This is a genomic window from Streptomyces sp. NPDC050806 (assembly GCF_055586425.1).
In genome coordinates this window covers 113880-131586 of record NZ_JBVJIF010000003.1, presented here as the reverse complement: position 1 = coordinate 131586, position 17707 = coordinate 113880, and the positions used below count along the sequence as shown (strand labels likewise).

General features: G+C 70.7%; 17 protein-coding genes. 14 read left to right on the top strand and 3 right to left on the bottom strand.

Annotated elements, in window-relative coordinates; translation table 11 throughout:
• The first annotated feature begins 219 nt into the window (after positions 1 to 219).
• From ACZ6WH_RS09965 to ACZ6WH_RS09900, 14 genes are all read left to right on the top strand, one after another.
• Positions 220 to 837 carry a papain-like cysteine protease family protein gene (locus ACZ6WH_RS09965; RefSeq protein WP_469727356.1) on the top strand — a complete coding sequence of 206 codons (618 nt, stop codon included), beginning with the start codon at positions 220 to 222 and terminating at the stop codon, positions 835 to 837.
• Positions 838 to 841: 4 nt separating this feature from the next.
• Complete coding sequence (locus tag ACZ6WH_RS09960) at positions 842 to 1690, top strand: hypothetical protein (RefSeq protein WP_469727354.1); 849 nt, start codon at positions 842 to 844, stop codon at positions 1688 to 1690.
• 194 nt (positions 1691 to 1884) lie between these two features.
• Positions 1885 to 3954, top strand: coding sequence for an excinuclease ABC subunit UvrC (uvrC, locus tag ACZ6WH_RS09955; RefSeq protein WP_469727353.1), 2070 nt, complete (start codon positions 1885 to 1887; stop codon positions 3952 to 3954).
• 44 nt (positions 3955 to 3998) lie between these two features.
• On the top strand, positions 3999 to 4901 hold the full coding sequence (gene rapZ / locus ACZ6WH_RS09950; protein WP_361560895.1) for an RNase adapter RapZ: 903 nt from the start codon (positions 3999 to 4001) through the stop codon (positions 4899 to 4901).
• On the top strand, positions 4898 to 5956 hold the full coding sequence (locus tag ACZ6WH_RS09945) for a gluconeogenesis factor YvcK family protein (RefSeq protein ID WP_469727352.1): 1059 nt from the start codon (positions 4898 to 4900) through the stop codon (positions 5954 to 5956). The genes rapZ and ACZ6WH_RS09945 overlap by 4 nt, the downstream gene beginning before the upstream one ends.
• Entirely contained in the window at positions 5947 to 6936 is a 990-nt protein-coding gene (gene whiA / locus ACZ6WH_RS09940; RefSeq protein ID WP_031065284.1) for a DNA-binding protein WhiA, read from the top strand. The genes ACZ6WH_RS09945 and whiA overlap by 10 nt, the downstream gene beginning before the upstream one ends.
• A 246-nt stretch (positions 6937 to 7182) precedes the next feature.
• Positions 7183 to 8187 carry a type I glyceraldehyde-3-phosphate dehydrogenase gene (gene gap, locus ACZ6WH_RS09935; protein WP_432852810.1) on the top strand — a complete coding sequence of 335 codons (1005 nt, stop codon included), beginning with the start codon at positions 7183 to 7185 and terminating at the stop codon, positions 8185 to 8187.
• Positions 8188 to 8308: 121 nt separating this feature from the next.
• A complete protein-coding gene (locus tag ACZ6WH_RS09930) occupies positions 8309 to 9511 on the top strand; it encodes a phosphoglycerate kinase (RefSeq protein WP_469727351.1) in 1203 nt (400 codons plus the stop codon).
• Between the two features lie 6 nt (positions 9512 to 9517).
• Complete coding sequence (gene tpiA, locus ACZ6WH_RS09925; RefSeq protein ID WP_469727350.1) at positions 9518 to 10294, top strand: triose-phosphate isomerase; 777 nt, start codon at positions 9518 to 9520, stop codon at positions 10292 to 10294.
• 173 nt (positions 10295 to 10467) lie between these two features.
• A complete protein-coding gene (gene secG, locus ACZ6WH_RS09920) occupies positions 10468 to 10698 on the top strand; it encodes a preprotein translocase subunit SecG (protein ID WP_199896898.1) in 231 nt (76 codons plus the stop codon).
• Between the two features lie 159 nt (positions 10699 to 10857).
• Positions 10858 to 11193, top strand: coding sequence for an RNA polymerase-binding protein RbpA (locus ACZ6WH_RS09915; protein WP_078600932.1), 336 nt, complete (start codon positions 10858 to 10860; stop codon positions 11191 to 11193).
• A gap of 278 nt (positions 11194 to 11471) precedes the next feature.
• A complete protein-coding gene (gene pgi / locus ACZ6WH_RS09910; RefSeq protein ID WP_469727990.1) occupies positions 11472 to 13124 on the top strand; it encodes a glucose-6-phosphate isomerase in 1653 nt (550 codons plus the stop codon).
• On the top strand, positions 13121 to 13387 hold the full coding sequence (locus ACZ6WH_RS09905) for a hypothetical protein (RefSeq protein ID WP_469727348.1): 267 nt from the start codon (positions 13121 to 13123) through the stop codon (positions 13385 to 13387). The genes pgi and ACZ6WH_RS09905 overlap by 4 nt, the downstream gene beginning before the upstream one ends.
• 151 nt (positions 13388 to 13538) lie before the next feature.
• A complete protein-coding gene (locus ACZ6WH_RS09900; RefSeq protein ID WP_469727346.1) occupies positions 13539 to 14273 on the top strand; it encodes a hypothetical protein in 735 nt (244 codons plus the stop codon).
• A 65-nt stretch (positions 14274 to 14338) separates the two neighbouring features.
• On the opposite strand, the gene pgl is transcribed toward ACZ6WH_RS09900, so the two are convergent.
• From pgl to zwf, 3 genes are read right to left on the bottom strand one after another with little or no spacing between them, the layout of a single operon-like run.
• Positions 14339 to 15121 carry a 6-phosphogluconolactonase gene (gene pgl / locus ACZ6WH_RS09895; protein WP_469727344.1) on the bottom strand — a complete coding sequence of 261 codons (783 nt, stop codon included), beginning with the start codon at positions 15119 to 15121 and terminating at the stop codon, positions 14339 to 14341.
• Positions 15118 to 16182: a glucose-6-phosphate dehydrogenase assembly protein OpcA gene (gene opcA, locus ACZ6WH_RS09890; protein ID WP_469727343.1), complete on the bottom strand. Its 1065-nt coding sequence runs from the start codon at positions 16180 to 16182 to the stop codon at positions 15118 to 15120. The genes pgl and opcA overlap by 4 nt, the downstream gene beginning before the upstream one ends.
• Complete coding sequence (gene zwf / locus ACZ6WH_RS09885) at positions 16179 to 17702, bottom strand: glucose-6-phosphate dehydrogenase (RefSeq protein ID WP_361560257.1); 1524 nt, start codon at positions 17700 to 17702, stop codon at positions 16179 to 16181. The genes opcA and zwf overlap by 4 nt, the downstream gene beginning before the upstream one ends.
• Between the last annotated feature and the right edge of the window lie 5 nt (positions 17703 to 17707).

The following is a 17707-nucleotide window of genomic DNA, read 5'->3' as shown; positions in this document are numbered from 1 at the left end:
GGGGTGAACGTTCACAACCGGAGTTCACACGTCCCGCTGGCGCTGTCCGTTCCTCGCAGATCGCCGGGCAGGGGACGTTCACACCAGGGACCGTCCGTCCACACCCCCGCGTCATCTCGCATTGAAGCGTGTTGACCTGCCCCGGACAACACCCGATGCTCCTCAGCATCATCCGGATGCGTTCCTCTCCCTCTTCCCACCCCCCTCGGGAGGACCGCCATGCACCGCCAATCCCGCGGCACACGCTCGTGCCGTACCCGCGCAACGCGCCGCAGATGGCCCCTGATCGCGGCCGTCGCCGCCGTCCTCACCGGCTTCCCCGCCGCGACGGCGACGGCCGCCCCCGACACCGCCCTCGGCAGCAAGAAGCTGAACCTCACGATGCAGGCCCAGCAGAACAGCAACTGGTGCTGGGCGGCCTCCGGCAACACCATCGCCACCTGGTTCGGCCGCAACTACAGCCAGAACCAGTTCTGCAACGCCTCCTTCGGGCGGCAGCAGGGCACCACCTGTCCCAACAGCCAGGCGACCCTGGGGGACGTGCAGAACGGCCTCGACTGGGCCGGCGTCAACCCCGGCAGCTACGTCGGCGGCTACCTGAACTACAGCACCGTACAGAGCGAGATCAACGCCAACAGGCCCGTGGAGACCCGCATCCAGTGGTCTTCCGGAGGCGGTCACATGCACGTCCTGTACGGCTTCGACACCGCGAACAACTGGGTGTACTGGGGCGACCCCTGGCCGGACAACAACCGCTACAACTGGGGCGATTACCGCTACTACGTCAACGGCAGCGAGTTCTCCTGGACGCACTCCCTCTACCGGATCGGAGCCTGAGGCGATGACGCACAGGAACGTGAAGCGGGGCGCCGTCACCGCGGCGCTGACCACCGCGCTCGCCGCGCTCGCCCCGCAGGCCGCGTCGGCGGCCGACACCCCCGCGCCGCCCGGGAGGCCGGCCGCGGCGAGCGTGGCCGCCGCCCACGAGGCGGCGACCGCGCCGGACACCCTGAAGACCCTCGCGCGCTTCTTCGCCCGTGACGGCAGGGTGAGCGTCAAGGCGGCCGGTCCGCGCATCGAGGGCGCCACCGTGCCCGTCTACGTGCTCTCGCCGGACTTCGTGCGCGGCCGCTCCGGCGCCTCCGTGGCGAAGCTCGACTTCCTCGCCAGCAAGGCCGTCTCCGCCGACGGCCAGGAGGCGTCGGTGTGGACCGTACGCCCCAAGGGAGCGGACGACTGGCGGGTGGTGAACATCGCCACCGGCGCGGACGAGACGACGTACGCGGCCAAGGCCGGGGCCGCGGGCGGCACGCTCTTCCGCGAGCCGCAGATCGACGCCTGGTACGTCCTGCGCGGGGACCGCGTCCAGCCGCTGGACGCGGACGCACGGCGGGCGGTGGGCGCGGCCGGGACGACGGTCGCCGCGTACGGGAAGCGGGTGCGCGCGGCCTACGGCGACAAGCTGCCAGGCTCGGCGTACGACCGGCGCGGCGAGGCCGGCGGTTACGGAGCGGCCGCCCGGCCCTCCGGCGCCGCGGCGGACCGCCCGGCCGCCGGGCAGGCCGCTCAGCCGGTCGCGGCGGCCACCACCGGGGGCAGCGGTCCGCTCGTGGCGGTGCTGACCGCCCTGGGCACCGTGCTCGTGCTGGCGGTCGGCGGCGCGCTCGTCTCCCGCAGCCTTCGCCGCTGATCCCGCGGCCCGCGCAGCCGGCCGCGCGCGGCAGCCGCTCGCACCGGCTTCCGTGAGCGGCTCCACAGCGCCACCCCCCGCACCGGCCCCGGCCCCCGGCGACGCGTTCCGCCGCGGGCCGGGGCCTTCCACGCCTGCCGCCGGTGTCCTCGCCCGTGCCCGGGTTGTCAGTGGTCACCAGTAGGGTGGCGGACATGGCAGACCCCAGCAGCTATCGACCCAAGCCGGGACAGATCCCCGACTCGCCGGGGGTCTACAAGTTCCGGGACGAGCACCGGCGCGTGATCTACGTGGGCAAGGCCAAGAGCCTGCGTCAGCGCCTGTCGAACTACTTCCAGGACCTCGCGAATCTGCACCCGCGCACGCGCACGATGGTCACCACCGCCGCGGCCGTGGAGTGGACCGTCGTCTCCACCGAGGTCGAGGCGCTCCAGCTGGAGTACAGCTGGATCAAGGAGTTCGACCCGCGGTTCAACGTCAAGTACCGCGACGACAAGAGCTATCCGTACCTCGCGGTCACCCTCAACGAGGAGTTCCCGCGGGTCCAGGTCATGCGCGGCGCCAAGAAGAAGGGCGTGCGCTACTTCGGCCCGTACGCGCACGCCTGGGCCATCCGCGAGACCGTCGACCTGATGCTGCGGGTCTTCCCCGTCCGGACCTGCTCCGCCGGGGTCTTCAAGCGCTCCCGCCAGATCGGCCGCCCCTGCCTGCTGGGGTACATCGGCAAGTGCTCGGCCCCCTGCGTCGAACGGGTCTCCGCCGAGGAGCACCGCGAACTGGCCGACGAGTTCTGCGACTTCATGGCCGGCCGCACCGGCGCGTACATCCGCCGCCTGGAGCGGCTGATGGGCGAGGCCGCAGAGGAGATGGAGTACGAGCGGGCGGCTCGGCTGCGCGACGACATAGAGGCGCTCAAGCGCGCCATGGAGAAGAGCGCCGTCGTGCTCGCCGACGCCACCGACGCCGACCTCGTCGCCCTCGCCGAGGACGAGCTGGAGGCCGCCGTCCAGATCTTCCACGTGCGCGGCGGCCGGGTGCGCGGCCAGCGCGGCTGGGTCACCGACAAGGTCGAGAACGTCGACAGCGCGGCCCTCGTCGAGCACGCCCTGCAGCAGCTCTACGGCGAGGAGCGCGGCGACGCCGTGCCCAAGGAGGTCCTGGTCCCGGCGCTGCCCGACCCCGTCGAGCCGGTCCAGCAGTGGCTGACCGAGCGCCGCGGGTCGAACGTCTCGCTGCGCGTCCCGCAGCGCGGCGACAAGAAGGACCTGATGGCCACGGTCGAGCGCAACGCCCAGCAGGCCCTCGCGCTGCACAAGACCAAGCGCGCCTCGGACCTGACGACCCGCTCCCGGGCGCTGGAGGAGATCGCCGAGGCGCTGGAGCTGGACTCGGTGCCGCTGCGCATCGAGTGCTTCGACATCTCCCACCTCCAGGGCGACGACGTCGTGGCGTCCATGGTCGTCTTCGAGGACGGGCTGGCCCGCAAGAGCGAGTACAGACGCTTCCAGATCAAGACCTTCCAGGGCCAGGACGACGTCCGGTCGATGCACGAGGTGATCTCCCGCCGCTTCAAGCGGTACCTGGCGGAGAAGCAGAAGACCGGCGAGTGGGAGGAGGAGACCGGGCCGGACGCCGCCGGACCGGTCTCGGGACCCGCCCCGGGACCGGCGGACCTCTCCGGGCCGGAGCCGGGCCCGAAGGACGAGGAGGGCCGCCCCAAGCGGTTCGCGTACCCGCCGCAGCTGGTCGTCGTCGACGGCGGCCGGCCGCAGGTGGCCGCGGCGCAGCAGGCGCTGGACGAGCTGGGCATCGACGACGTCGCGGTCTGCGGGCTGGCCAAGCGCCTGGAGGAGGTCTGGGTGCCCGGCGAGGAGGACCCGGTCGTCCTGCCCCGTACGAGCGAGGGGCTGTACATCCTCCAGCGCGTCCGTGACGAGGCGCACCGCTTCGCCATCGCCTACCAGCGCAACAAGCGCGGCAAGCGACTCACGGCGGGCCCCCTGGACACCGTGCCCGGCCTCGGCGAGAGTCGCCGCCAGGCCCTCCTGAAGCACTTCGGCTCCCTGAAGAAACTCAGGGCCGCGACGATCGAGGAGATCTGCGAGGTGCCCGGCGTCGGCCGCAAGACCGCCGAGACCGTCGCGGCGACCCTGGCCCAGGCCGCTCCGGCCGCCCCGGCGGTCAACACCGCCACCGGAGAGATCATTGAAGATGAGGGGGCACCGCAGGCCGCGTTGCCTTCAGAACAGGGACAGGAACGATGAGCGACAGCAGCCCCGAGCAGCAGACCGAGAGAGAAGGCGCGCAGATGGGTGCGGCGCCGATCCGCGACGACCAGGACCGCAGTCCCGCGATCCCCGAGCTGGTGATCATCTCCGGGATGTCCGGGGCCGGGCGGAGCACGGCGGCGAAGTGCCTGGAGGACCTGGGCTGGTTCGTGGTCGACAACATCCCGCCGGAGCTCATTCCGCCGATGGTCGACCTCGGCGCCCGCTCCCAGGGCAACGTCGCCCGTATCGCGGTGGTCGTCGACGTCCGCGGCCGGCGCTTCTTCGACAACCTCAAGGAGTCCCTGGCCGCGCTGGACGCCGCGCACGTCAAGCGCCGGATCGTCTTCCTGGAGTCCTCCGACGAGGCCCTGGTACGCCGCTTCGAGTCGGTCCGCCGCCCGCACCCGCTGCAGGGCGACGGCCGCATCGTCGACGGCATCGCGGCCGAGCGCGACCTGCTGCGCGAGCTGCGCGGCGACGCCGACCTGGTGATCGACACCTCCAGCCTGAACGTCCACGAGCTGCGCGCCAAGATGGACGCCCAGTTCGCCGGCGAGGAGGTCCCCGAGCTGCGGGCCACGGTGATGTCCTTCGGCTTCAAGTACGGCCTGCCGGTCGACGCCGACCTCGTGGTGGACTGCCGCTTCATCCCGAACCCGCACTGGGTCCCGGAGCTGCGCCCGTACACCGGCCTGAACGAAGAGGTGTCCAACTACGTCTTCAGCCAGCCCGGCGCCAAGGAGTTCCTGGACGGCTACGCCGAGCTGCTGCGCATCGTCGCCGAGGGGTACCGCCGCGAGGGCAAGCGGTACGTGACCATCGCCGTCGGCTGCACGGGCGGCAAGCACCGCAGCGTCGCCATGTCGGAGAAGCTCGCCCGCCGCCTGGTCTCCGAAGGAGTCGAGACGGTCGTCGTCCACCGGGACATGGGGCGCGAGTGACCAGCCGCGCGCCCCGCATGCGCCGCGTACGCCGGCTCGTACGGGGCAGCTCGCCGAAGGGCGCCACCCCGAAGGTCGTCGCCCTGGGGGGCGGCATGGGCCTGTCCGCCTCGCTCGCCGCACTGCGCCGCATCACGCGCGACCTGACCGCCGTGGTCACCGTCGCCGACGACGGCGGCTCCAGCGGCCGGCTCCGCGACGAGCTGGGCGTCCTGCCGCCGGGCGACCTGCGCAAGGCCCTCGCGGCCCTGTGCGGCGACGACGACTGGGGCCAGACCTGGGCCCGGGTGATCCAGCACCGCTTCCAGAGCGGCGGCGAGCTGCACGACCACGCTGTGGGAAATCTCCTGATCGTCGCCCTGTGGGAACAGCTGGGCGATCACGTCCAGGCGCTGGACCTGGTCGGCAAGCTGCTGGGCGCGCACGGCCGGGTGCTCCCGATGTCCGCCGTGCCGCTGGAGCTCCAGGCCCTGGTCAAGGGCCATCACGAAGACCGCCCGGACGAGATCTCCACCGTCCGCGGCCAGGCCACGGTCGCCCTCACCCGCGGCGAGGTGCAGTCCGTGCACGTCGTCCCCGAGGCCCCGCCGGCCGTCCCGGAGGTCGTCGAGGCGGTCCGGGACGCGGACTGGGTGGTGCTCGGCCCCGGGTCCTGGTTCTCCTCCGTGATCCCGCACCTCCTGGTGCCGCAGCTGCGCGAGGCGCTGGAGGAGACCAAGGCACGTAAGGTTCTCTCGTTGAACCTCGCACCCCAGCCGGGAGAGACGGACGGTTTTTCCCCGCAGCGTCATTTGGAGGTTTTGGCCCGACACGCCCCTAAACTCGCCTTCGACGTGGTGCTGGCCGATCAGGACGCCGTGCCCGACCGGGAAAGCCTGACCGGAGTGGCCAAGGAGCTCTTCGGCAGCGAGGTCGAGCTGGCGGCCGTGGCCGCTCAAGGCGAAGCCTCCCAGGGAAAGCCCGGGGGCGGTTCTCCTCGGCACGACCCCGAGCTGCTGGCGGCCGCGTACGACCGTATTTTTCGGATGCATGGAAGGATCGGCCCATGGCGATGACGGCAGCGGTGAAGGACGAAATCTCCCGGCTCCCCGTCACCCGGACCTGCTGCCGGAAGTCGGAGGTCTCGTCGATCCTTCGGTTCGCGGGCGGGTTGCACCTGGTCAGCGGGCGGATCGTGATCGAGGCGGAGCTGGACACGGGCATCGCGGCCCGGCGGCTCCGGAAGGACATCCTGGAGATCTTCGGGCACTCCTCCGACCTCGTGGTGATGGCGCCCGGCGGACTGCGCCGCGGCAGCCGGTACGTCGTCCGGGTGGTGGCCGGCGGCGACCAGCTCGCGCGCCAGACCGGCCTGGTGGACGGCCGTGGCCGCCCCATCCGCGGCCTGCCCCCGCAGGTGGTCTCGGGGGCCACCTGCGACGCGGAGGCCGCCTGGCGCGGCGCGTTCCTGGCCCACGGCTCGCTCACCGAGCCCGGCCGCTCCTCCTCCCTGGAGGTGACCTGTCCCGGCCCGGAGGCGGCGCTCGCGCTGGTCGGCGCGGCCCGTCGGCTCGGCATCGGGGCCAAGGCCCGCGAGGTGCGCGGCGTGGACCGGGTGGTGGTCCGTGACGGTGACGCGATCGGTGCGCTGTTGACGCGGCTCGGCGCGCACGAGTCGGTGCTGGCCTGGGAAGAGCGCAGAATGCGCCGCGAGGTCCGGGCCACGGCCAACCGCCTCGCCAACTTCGACGACGCCAACCTCCGCCGCTCGGCGCGGGCCGCGGTCGCCGCCGGCGCCCGTGTGCAGCGCGCGCTGGAGATCCTCGGCGAGGAGGTGCCGGAGCACCTCGCGGCCGCCGGCCGGCTGCGCATGGAGCACAAGCAGGCGTCCCTGGAGGAGCTGGGCGCGCTCGCCGACCCGCCGCTCACCAAGGACGCGGTCGCGGGCCGGATCCGCCGGCTGCTCGCGATGGCCGACAAGCGCGCGCAGGACCTCGGCATTCCGGGTACGGAATCCAATCTCGCCGACGACCTCGCGGAGGGCATGGTCGGCTGAACCGGATCGCTACTTCTCAGTACGCGCCCCCGGCACCCGCACTGGGTGCCGGGGGCGCGTGCGTACTGACGTGGGGCCCGTGCGCAGGGGTTTCAGAGGGGCTCAAGGGTGCTCAACTGAGCAGAAGGAGAGCCCCATGTCAATGTCACGTACGTCTCGTACAGGGGGTAGGGTCGGAGGCGGTCGGGGACATCCCATACAGCTCGGCGGTGCACAAACCGCCGTACCAACGAGGAGATCGGTTTCGTGACGATCCGCGTAGGCATCAACGGCTTTGGCCGCATCGGTCGTAACTACTTCCGCGCGCTGCTGGAGCAGGGTGCGGACATCGAGATCGTGGCTGTCAACGACCTGGGTGACACCGCGACCACCGCGCATCTGCTGAAGTACGACACCATCCTGGGCCGCCTCAAGGCCGAGGTGTCGCACACCGAGGACACCATCACCGTCGACGGCCACACCATCAAGGTGCTGTCCGAGCGCAACCCCGCCGACATCCCCTGGGGTCAGCTGGGCGTCGACATCGTGATCGAGTCGACCGGCATCTTCACCAAGAAGGCCGACGCGGAGAAGCACATCGCCGGTGGCGCGAAGAAGGTCCTCATCTCGGCTCCGGCCAAGGACGAGGACATCACCATCGTGATGGGCGTCAACCAGGACAAGTACGACGCGGCCAACCACCACGTCATCTCCAACGCCTCCTGCACCACCAACTGTGTGGCGCCGATGGCCAAGGTTCTCGACGAGAACTTCGGCATCGTCAAGGGCATGATGACCACGGTCCACGCGTACACCAACGACCAGCGCATCCTGGACTTCCCGCACAAGGACCTGCGCCGCGCCCGCGCCGCCGCGGAGAACATCATCCCGACCTCCACCGGTGCCGCCAAGGCCACCGCGCTGGTCCTCCCGCAGCTCAAGGGCAAGCTGGACGGCATCGCCATGCGCGTGCCCGTGCCCACCGGCTCGGTCACCGACCTCGTGCTGGAGCTCGACCGCGAGGTCACCGCCGACGAGATCAACGCCGCCTTCCAGAAGGCCGCCGAGGGCCAGCTGAAGGGCATCCTGGAGTACACCGAGGACCCGATCGTCTCCTCGGACATCGTGAACTTCCCGGCCTCCTGCACCTTCGACTCCGGCCTCACCATGGCGCAGGGCAAGCAGGTCAAGATCGTCGGCTGGTACGACAACGAGTGGGGCTACTCCAACCGTCTGGTCGACCTGACCGTCTTCGTCGGCGGCCAGCTCTGATCCCTGCCTGACCCGCAGGGCAGCACCAGCGAGATGTGAGGACGGGGCTCGTACGACGCGATGAAGCGTCGTACGGGCCCCGTGCTATGACTGACTTTCCGAACAGAGCCACGGAGTCACCATGAAGACGATCGACGACCTTCAGGTAGCGGGAAAGCGGGTCTTCGTCCGCGCCGACCTGAATGTGCCGCTGGACGGCACCACCATCACCGACGACGGCCGCATCCGCGCCGTGCAGCCGACCATCGCCAAGCTCGCCCAGGCGGGCGCCAAGGTGGTCGTGGCCTCGCACCTGGGCCGCCCCAAGGGTGCACCGGACCCGGCCTTCTCGCTCGCCCCGGCGGCGGAGCGGCTGGGTGAACTGCTCGGACGGCCCGTCGCTTTCGCCACCGACACGGTCGGCGAGTCCGCGAAGGCCACCGTCGCGGGCCTGGGCGACGGCGAGGTGGCCGTCCTGGAGAACCTCCGCTTCAACGCGGGCGAGACCAGCAAGGACGACGCCGAGCGCGGCGTGTTCGCCGACCAGCTGGCCGCCCTCGCCGACCTCTACGTGGGCGACGGCTTCGGCGCCGTGCACCGCAAGCACGCCTCGGTGTACGACCTGCCGGCCCGCCTGCCGCACGCCGCCGGCGAGCTGATCGCCGCCGAGGTCACCGTTCTGAAGAAGCTCACCGAGGACGTCAAGCGCCCCTACGCGGTGGTGCTCGGCGGTGCCAAGGTCTCCGACAAGCTCGGTGTCATCGACCACCTGCTGGAGAAGGCCGACCGCATCCTCATCGGCGGCGGCATGGCGTACACCTTCCTCAAGGCCCAGGGCCACGAGGTCGGCATCTCGCTCCTCCAGGAGGACCAGATCCCGGCGGTCCAGGAATACCTGAAGCGTGCCGACGAGCGCGGCGTGGAGTTCGTCCTCCCCGTCGACGTGCTGGTCTCCGCCGAATTCCCGGACCTGAAGACCAAGGCCCCGGCCAACCCCACCGTGGTCGCCGCCGACGCCATCCCGGCGGACCAGGAGGGCCTGGACATCGGCCCCAAGACCCGTGAGCTGTACGCCGAGAAGCTCAAGGACGCGGCCACCGTCTTCTGGAACGGTCCGATGGGCGTCTTCGAACACCCCGACTACGCGAACGGCACCAAGGCCGTCGCGAAGGGCCTGCTCGACTCGGACGCGTTCACCGTCGTCGGCGGCGGTGACTCGGCCGCTGCCGTACGCCTGCTCGGTTTCGACGAGAATGCTTTCGGCCACATCTCGACCGGTGGCGGCGCCAGCCTCGAATACCTCGAAGGCAAGACGCTCCCCGGCCTCGCCGCTCTGGAGGACTGAAGAACCGTGACGGAACGCACCCCGCTGATGGCGGGCAACTGGAAGATGAACCTCAACCACCTCGAGGCCATCGCCCACGTCCAGAAGCTCGCCTTCGCACTCGCCGACAAGGACTACGAGGCCGTCGAGGTCGCGGTCCTGCCGCCCTTCACCGACCTGCGGTCGGTGCAGTCGCTGGTCGACGGCGACAAGCTGAAGATCAAGTACGGCGCCCAGGACATCTCGGCGCACGACTCCGGTGCCTTCACCGGTGAGATCTCCGGCCCCATGCTCGCCAAGCTGAAGTGCGCGTACGTGGCCGTCGGCCACAGCGAGCGCCGCCAGTACCACGGCGAGGACGAGGCCGTCTGCAACGCCAAGGTCAAGGCCGCCTTCAAGAACGGCATCACGCCGATCCTCTGCGTGGGTGAGGGCCTGGACGTCCGCAAGGCCGGCAACCAGGTCGCGCACACCCTCGCCCAGGTCGACGGCGGCCTCAAGGACGTCCCGGCCGAGCAGGCCGAGACGATCGTCATCGCGTACGAGCCGGTGTGGGCCATCGGCACCGGCGAGGTCGCCACGCCCGAGGACGCGCAGGAGGTCTGCGGTGCGATCCGCGGCCGCCTCGCGGAGCTGTACAGCCAGGAACTCGCCGACAAGGTGCGGATCCAGTACGGCGGCTCGGTCAAGTCCGGTAATGTCGCCGCGATCATGGCGCAGCCGGACGTCGACGGCGCCCTGATCGGCGGTGCGGCGCTGGACCCGGACGAGTTCGTCAAGATCGTTCGATTCCGCGACCAGTAACGGTCACGGCCGCGCTCCGTACCACTGTGAGCAGCGGCTATGACGGCGGGCCCGGCCCGTCGTAGGCTGTCGGGGCCGGGACCGGTGTCACACGATGCCGACCCGGCCCCTCCGCATCACAACCGCCCGTACTTCCCGTCCGTCAGTCCTAGAGAGTTGGTCCAGCCGTGGTCATGGGATTCTCGATCGCCCTCATCGTCTTCAGCGCGCTGCTGATGATGCTGGTGCTCATGCACAAGGGGAAGGGCGGCGGCCTGTCCGACATGTTCGGTGGCGGCATGCAGTCCTCGGTCGGCGGCTCCTCCGTGGCCGAGCGGAACCTCGACCGCATCACCATCGTCGTGGGCCTCCTCTGGTTCGCCTGCATCGTCGTTCTCGGCATCCTGATGAAGCTGGACAACTGACATACCGTCGGGGGCGCGGCTTATCATAAGTGCGGCGTCCTTCCGTGGCCGGGTAACTCCTGTCACTGGACGCGCGTTGGGCCTTACGTAGACTGGGGCGCTCCGCAGCGAAGAATCCCGTCGATGCTTCGCAGCACCATGACGCAGGGAGTTACGACCGTGGCAAGTGGCAACGCGATCCGAGGAAGTCGGGTCGGGGCGGGGCCGATGGGGGAGGCCGAGCGGGGCGAGTCCGCGCCGCGCATCCGCATCTCCTTCTGGTGCTCCAACGGGCACGAGACACAGCCCAGCTTCGCCGGCGACGCGCAGATTCCTGACACCTGGGACTGCCCGCGCTGTGGCTTCCCCGCAGGCAAGGACCGGGACAACCCGCCGGACCCGCCGCGCACCGAGCCGTACAAGACGCACCTGGCGTACGTACGGGAGCGCCGCACGGACGCGGACGGTGAGGCGATTCTCGCGGAGGCACTCGCCAAGCTCCGCGGCGAGATCTGACGACGCCTCGCGCGCGGCGGTACGGACGGAACAGAAGAGTGGCGGACCGGCCCGGCCGGAAGGTTTTGGCCTTCCTGCCGGGCCGGTCGCGTTCCGCTGTTGGAGTGGCCTCGCAGGTGAATCCGGTACGGACCACGGGCGTCAGCCGATCGACGGCGGGCGGACATCCTTCCCCGCTCTCGGCTTCGCTCGAGTGGGAGGTGCCCGCACCGTCCTCTGATCAATTAGGTTGGGGGATGGCGGGGCCGATACGAGACCAAAGAAGGCTGATGTCCGAGATGAACGCAGATGGCCGCAGCAGGCTCGACCAGACGTCCGAGTGGGCGGCCCTGGGCAAGCACCGCGAACAACTCGCGAGCACGCATCTGCGCGAGCTGTTCGACCAGGACCCCGGCCGTGCGGAGCGCTACACGCTCCAGGTCGGCGACCTGCACCTGGATTATTCGAAGCACCTGGTGACCGACGAGACGCTGCGGCTGCTGCGCGAGCTGGCCGCCGCGACGAAGGTCACCGAGCTGCGGGACGCCATGTTCCGCGGCGAGAAGATCAATATCACCGAGAACCGCGCGGTGCTGCACACCGCGCTGCGCGCGCCGGAGTCGGCGGTGGTCAAGGTCGACGGGGAGAACGTCGTCCCCGCCGTGCACGCCGTGCTGCGCAAGATGCAGGTGTTCACCGACCGGATCCGCAACGGCGACTGGAAGGGCCACACCGGCAAGCGCATCAAGAACGTCGTCAACGTCGGCATCGGCGGCTCCGACCTGGGCCCGGCCATGGCGTACGAGGCGCTGCGCGCCTACACCGACCGCGACATGACGTTCCGCTTCGTCTCCAACGTCGACGGCGCGGACCTGCACGAGGCCGTGCGCGACCTGGACCCGGCCGAGACGCTGTTCATCATCGCCTCGAAGACCTTCACCACCATTGAGACGATCACCAACGCGAAGTCGGCCCGCGAGTGGCTGCTGAGCGGACTGGGTGCCGGCGACGAGGCGGTGGCCAAGCACTTCGTGGCGCTGTCCACCAACGCCGAGAAGGTCGCCGAGTTCGGCATCGACACGGCCAATATGTTCGAGTTCTGGGACTGGGTCGGCGGCCGTTATTCGTACGACTCGGCCATCGGCCTGTCGCTGATGATCGCGATCGGCCCGGAGCACTTCCGCGAGATGCTGGCCGGCTTCCACCTGGTCGACGAGCACTTCCGGTGCACGCCGCCCGAGGAGAACGCACCGCTGCTGCTCGGCCTGCTGGGCGTCTGGTACGGCAACTTCTGGGACGCGCAGTCCCACGCGGTGCTGCCGTACAGCCACTACCTCTCCAAGTTCACCGCCTACCTCCAGCAGCTGGACATGGAGTCCAACGGCAAGTACGTGGGCCGTGACGGCGACGAGGTGAGCTGGCAGACCGGCCCGGTGGTCTGGGGCACGCCCGGCACCAACGGCCAGCACGCGTACTACCAGCTGCTGCACCAGGGCACGAAGATGATCCCGGCCGACTTCATCGGCTTCGCGCAGCCCGTGGACGACCTCCAGCCCCGCCTGGTCGCCCAGCACGACCTGCTGATGGCCAACCTCTTCGCGCAGGGCCAGGCGCTGGCCTTCGGCAAGACGCCGGAGGAGGTGCGCGCCGAGGGCGTGCCGGAGGAGCTGGTGACGCACAAGACGTTCAAGGGCAACCGCCCCTCCACCACCATCCTGGCCAAGGAGCTCAGCCCGTCGGTGCTGGGCCAGCTGATCGCCCTCTACGAGCACAAGGTGTTCGTCCAGGGCGCCGTCTGGAACATCGACTCCTTCGACCAGTGGGGCGTGGAGCTCGGCAAGGTCCTCGCCAAGCGCGTGGAGCCGGCGCTCACCGAGGGCGCCGAGGTCGAGGGGCTGGACGCCTCGACGAAGTCGCTCGTGGCCACCTACCGCACGATGCGGGGGCGTTGATCCCGATGCACGAGGACGCGCTCCTGAGCTTTCTGAGGCTGCTGACGCCGGAGAACCGCGAGTGGCTGGCGGCCCAGCCGGCGGCGAAGCAGCAGGAGGTGGCCGCCCGACACCTCGAAGTGGAGCAGGGCGACAAGGGGGCCGGTCTCGGCCCGTACAACACCCTGGACGAGGACGTCGAGGGCGTCGCGGTGGGCGACCTCCAGGACCCCGCACACCTGGCCAACGCAATGGTCCGCCAGGAACGGGAGCGGCGGCAGTGACCGGCTGAGCCGCCGTTCGCCGTACGGCGCGCACGCTGTCGGCTAATATCCCCCGGACGATCATCGGTACCGCGTTCGTTCGGGGGATACGCGCATGCTGTGGCGCTGGCTGTGGGGCGGGGGGAGCGGGCGGCACCGGTCCCGGTGGGGGATGGCCGACCCCAAGCACGCGGCCTGGCGGTTCTTCCACCCGGAGTGGGTGCCGGAGGCGGACGACCCGGCCGTGGAGCGGCTCAAGCGCATACGTGTCCTCGCCGGCCTGCTCGTGTCGTTCGGGGTCTACACGTTCGTGGCCCACGACTTCGACTTCGACCAGGCCCTGGAGAACATCGCGGTCGCCGGCCTGGTCCTGCTTCTCATCACCCCGCTGACGGTCGGCGTGATGCTGCTGGTCTGGCGGCGCGGCGGGCCGTTGCGGCCGCTGCGGCGCACGCTGCTGGGCTGCCTGAAGCTGCTGGTGGGGTTTGTCGGGACGCTGACCGGCACGGTCCTGCTGTGTGTGTACTTCACGCAGCAGGGCGGCGTCGTGGTGCTGCTCCCGGTGGTGCTCTGGCTGCTGGGCTTCCTCGTCCAGGCCGCCCTGCGGGTCAACGGCAACTTCTTCGGCACCGGTGCGGTTCACCGCTGTCTGCCGCCGGTCCTGGCGGCCGTCACCTCCTGGCTGATGGCGCTGCCCGACCTGGCCACCGGTGATCTGCACGGCCTCGGGGCGCGGCTCGGCACGGTCTTCATCCTGGGCGCGCCCGTCCTGGTCACCCTGATCGCCCTGCTGGAGATGCGCCGGCTGCGGCGCTTCCACGGCATCCGGCTGCGGGACCACCCCGTGGCGCAGCGCCGGGCCGGCGGTCCGCCGCCGCGGGGGCCGGCCACGAACCCGTACGCGTAGCCCGGGACCGAAGACGCGAGGGGCCCGCACCGGCGTCCGGTGCGGGCCCCTCGCGGATATACGGCTCAGGCCGAGGCCGGTGGGTACAGGTCGCGGGGCAGCTGGGAGGCGGCTGCCTCGTCCAGGAGCCAGAGCGTGCGGCTGCGGCCGTACGCGCCTGCTGCCGGGGCCTGTATCTCGCCCGCGCCGGAGAGGGCCATCGCGGCGGCGTTCGCCTTGTCCTCGCCCGCCGCGAGCAGCCAGACCTCCCGCGCCGCGCGGATGGCGGGCAGGGTCAGCGAGATCCGGGTGGGCGGCGGCTTGGGCGCGCCGTGCACGCCGACCACCGTCCGCTCGGTCTCCCGCGCCGCCGGGTGCTCGGGGAAGAGCGAGGCGACGTGGGTGTCCGGGCCGACGCCCAGGAGGAGGACGTCGAAGGACGGGACGGGGCCGTGGTCCTCCGGGCCCGCCGCGGCGGCCAGTTCGGCGGCGTACGCCTCGGCCGCGGCGTCCGCGTCGTTGCCGTACCCGCCGTCGGACGGCGCCATCACGTGCACCCGGGCCGGGTTGAGCGGGACGCTGTCCAGCAGCGCCTCGCGGGCCTGGGTGTGGTTGCGCTCCGGGTCGCCGTCGGGCAGGAACCGCTCGTCGCCCCACCACAGGTCCAGCCGGGACCAGTCGACCGCGTCCCGGGCCGGCGCCTCGGCGAGGGCCGCGAGCAGCCCGTTGCCGTTGCGGCCGCCGGTCAGGACGACGGAGGCCGAGCCGCGCGCCGCCTGGGCGTCCACGATCTTCGTGATCAGCCGGGCGGCCGCGGCCTTCGCCATCAGCTCCTTGTCGCGGTGGACGACGACCTGCGGCGCGCTCACTTGGCTGCCGCCTTCTTCGCGGGCGCCTTCTTCGCCGCGGCCTTGCCCTTGGGGGCGTCCTCGGCGGACTGCGCCTCGGCCTCCCGCTCGGCGTCCTCGGCGGTCTTCGCCGATTCGCCCGGGAGCCCGTCCTTGTACGCACCCAGCCGCTCCACGCCGTACTTCAGCGCGGACGCGTAGGTGTCGTCCGGGTCGAGCCGGCGCAGCTCCTCGGCGAGCAGCTCGGCGGTCTCCCGCCGCTGCAGCGCCACCGCACGGTCCGGCTGGCCGGACATGCACAGCGTGGCGAGCGCGCCGTCGGCGCGGTCCAGCACGATCGGGCCGCTCTTGGTCTCCAGGCGGACGGCCGTCAGGCCGGGGCCCTCGGAGAGCGTGCGCTGGACGGGGACGTGCAGCCGGTCGGCGAGCCACATGGCGAGCAGCTCGCAGCTGGGGTTGTACTCCTCGCCCTCGACCGTGACCGAGGTGACCTCGCTCGGCTGCTGGTCGAGCGCGGCGGCCAGCATCGAACGCCAGGGCGTGATGCGGGTCCAGGCCAGGTCGGTGTCGCCGGGGGTGTACTTCTCGGCGCGCGCGGCCAGCTCCTGGACGGGCTGCTCGGCGGCGTAGGTGTCGGTGACACGGCGCTGGGCGAGCGCCCCGAGCGGGTCGGCGGCCGGCTCCGTCGGGCCGCCGACCGGCCACCAGACCACCACGGGGGCGTCCGGCAGCAGCAGGGGCAGCACGACCGACTGGGCGTGGTTGATGGCCTCGCCGTACAGCCGCAGCACGACCGTCTCGCCGGTGCCGGCGTCCGCGCCGACCCGTACCTCGGCATCGAGGCGGGCCTGGGCACGGCCCCGCGGCGAGCGGGAGACGCGCTTGATGACGACCAGGGTGCGCGAGGGGTGCTCGCGCGAGGCGTCGTTGGCGGCCTTGAGCGCGTCGTAGGCGTTCTCCTCGTCGGTGACGATGACGAGGGTGAGCACCATGCCGACGGCCGGGGTACCGATGGCCCGGCGGCCCTGGACCAGCGCCTTGTTGATCTTGCTGGCCGTGGTTTCGGTGAGATCGATCTTCATGGCCGACGCCAGCTCCGTCCGTCTCGTGCGAGCATTTCGTCCGCCTCGACGGGTCCCCAGGTACCCGCCGGGTACTGCGCGGGCTTGCCGTGCGTGTCCCAGTACTGCTCGATCGGGTCGAGGATCTTCCAGGACAGCTCGACCTCCTCCGTGCGCGGGAAGAGGTTGGCGTCGCCGAGCAGGACGTCCAGGATCAGGCGCTCGTACGCCTCGGGGCTGGACTCCGTGAAGGACTCGCCGTACGCGAAGTCCATGGAGACGTCCCGCACCTCCATCGAGGTGCCCGGCACCTTCGAGCCGAACCGCACGGTGACGCCCTCGTCCGGCTGCACCCGGATGACCAGGGCGTTCTGCCCCAGCTCCTCGGTGGCGGTGTGGTCGAAGGGGGAGTGCGGTGCCCGCTGGAAGACGACCGCGATCTCGGTGACGCGGCGGCCCAGGCGCTTGCCGGTACGCAGGTAGAAGGGCACGCCCGCCCAGCGGCGGTTGTCGATGCCCAGCTTGATCGCGGCGTAGGTGTCGGTCTTCGACTTGGGGTCGATGCCGTCTTCCTGGAGGTAGCCGACGGCCTTCTCGCCGCCCTGCCAGCCTTCCGCGTACTGCGCCCGTACGGTCTCCTTGCCCAGGTCCCTGGGCAGCTTGACCGCGCCGAGGACCTTGGCCTTCTCCGCGACCAGCGCGTCCGCGTCGAAGGAGGCGGGCTCCTCCATGGCGGTCAGCGCCAGCAGCTGGAGGAGGTGGTTCTGGATCACGTCACGGGCGGCGCCGATGCCGTCGTAGTAGCCGGCCCGGCCGCCGATGCCGATGTCCTCGGCCATCGTGATCTGTACGTGGTCCACGTAGGAGCGGTTCCACAGCGGCTCGAACATCGTGTTGGCGAAGCGCAGCGCCAGGATGTTCTGGACCGTCTCCTTGCCGAGGTAGTGGTCGATCCGGAAGACCTCTTCCGGCGGGAACACCTCGTGCACGATGCGGTTGAGCTCGCGCGCGCTCTCCAGGTCGTGGCCGAACGGCTTCTCGATGACCGCGCGGCGCCAGGAGTCGGCCTTCTGGTCGGCCAGCCCGTGGTGCTTGAGCTGCTGGACGACCTTGGGGAAGAACTTCGGCGGCACCGAGAGGTAGAACGCGAAGTTGCCGCCCGTGCCCTGGGCCTTGTCCAGGTCCTGGATCGTGGACTTGAGCGTCTCGAAGGCCTGGTCGTCGTCGAAGTCGCCCTGGACGAAGCGCATGCCCTGGCTGAGCTGCTGCCAGACCTCCTCGCGGAACGGGGTCCGCGAGTGTTCCTTGACCGCGTCGTGGACGACCTGGGCGAAGTCCTCGTTCTCCCAGTCGCGGCGGGCGAAGCCGATGAGCGAGAAGCCCGGCGGCAGCAGGCCGCGATTGGCCAGGTCGTAAACGGCAGGCATCAACTTTTTACGGGACAAATCGCCCGTGACGCCGAAGATGACGAGGCCCGACGGCCCCGCGATACGCGGGAGCCGTCGGTCCGCGGCGTCACGCAGCGGATTGCTGCTTGACAAGAGTC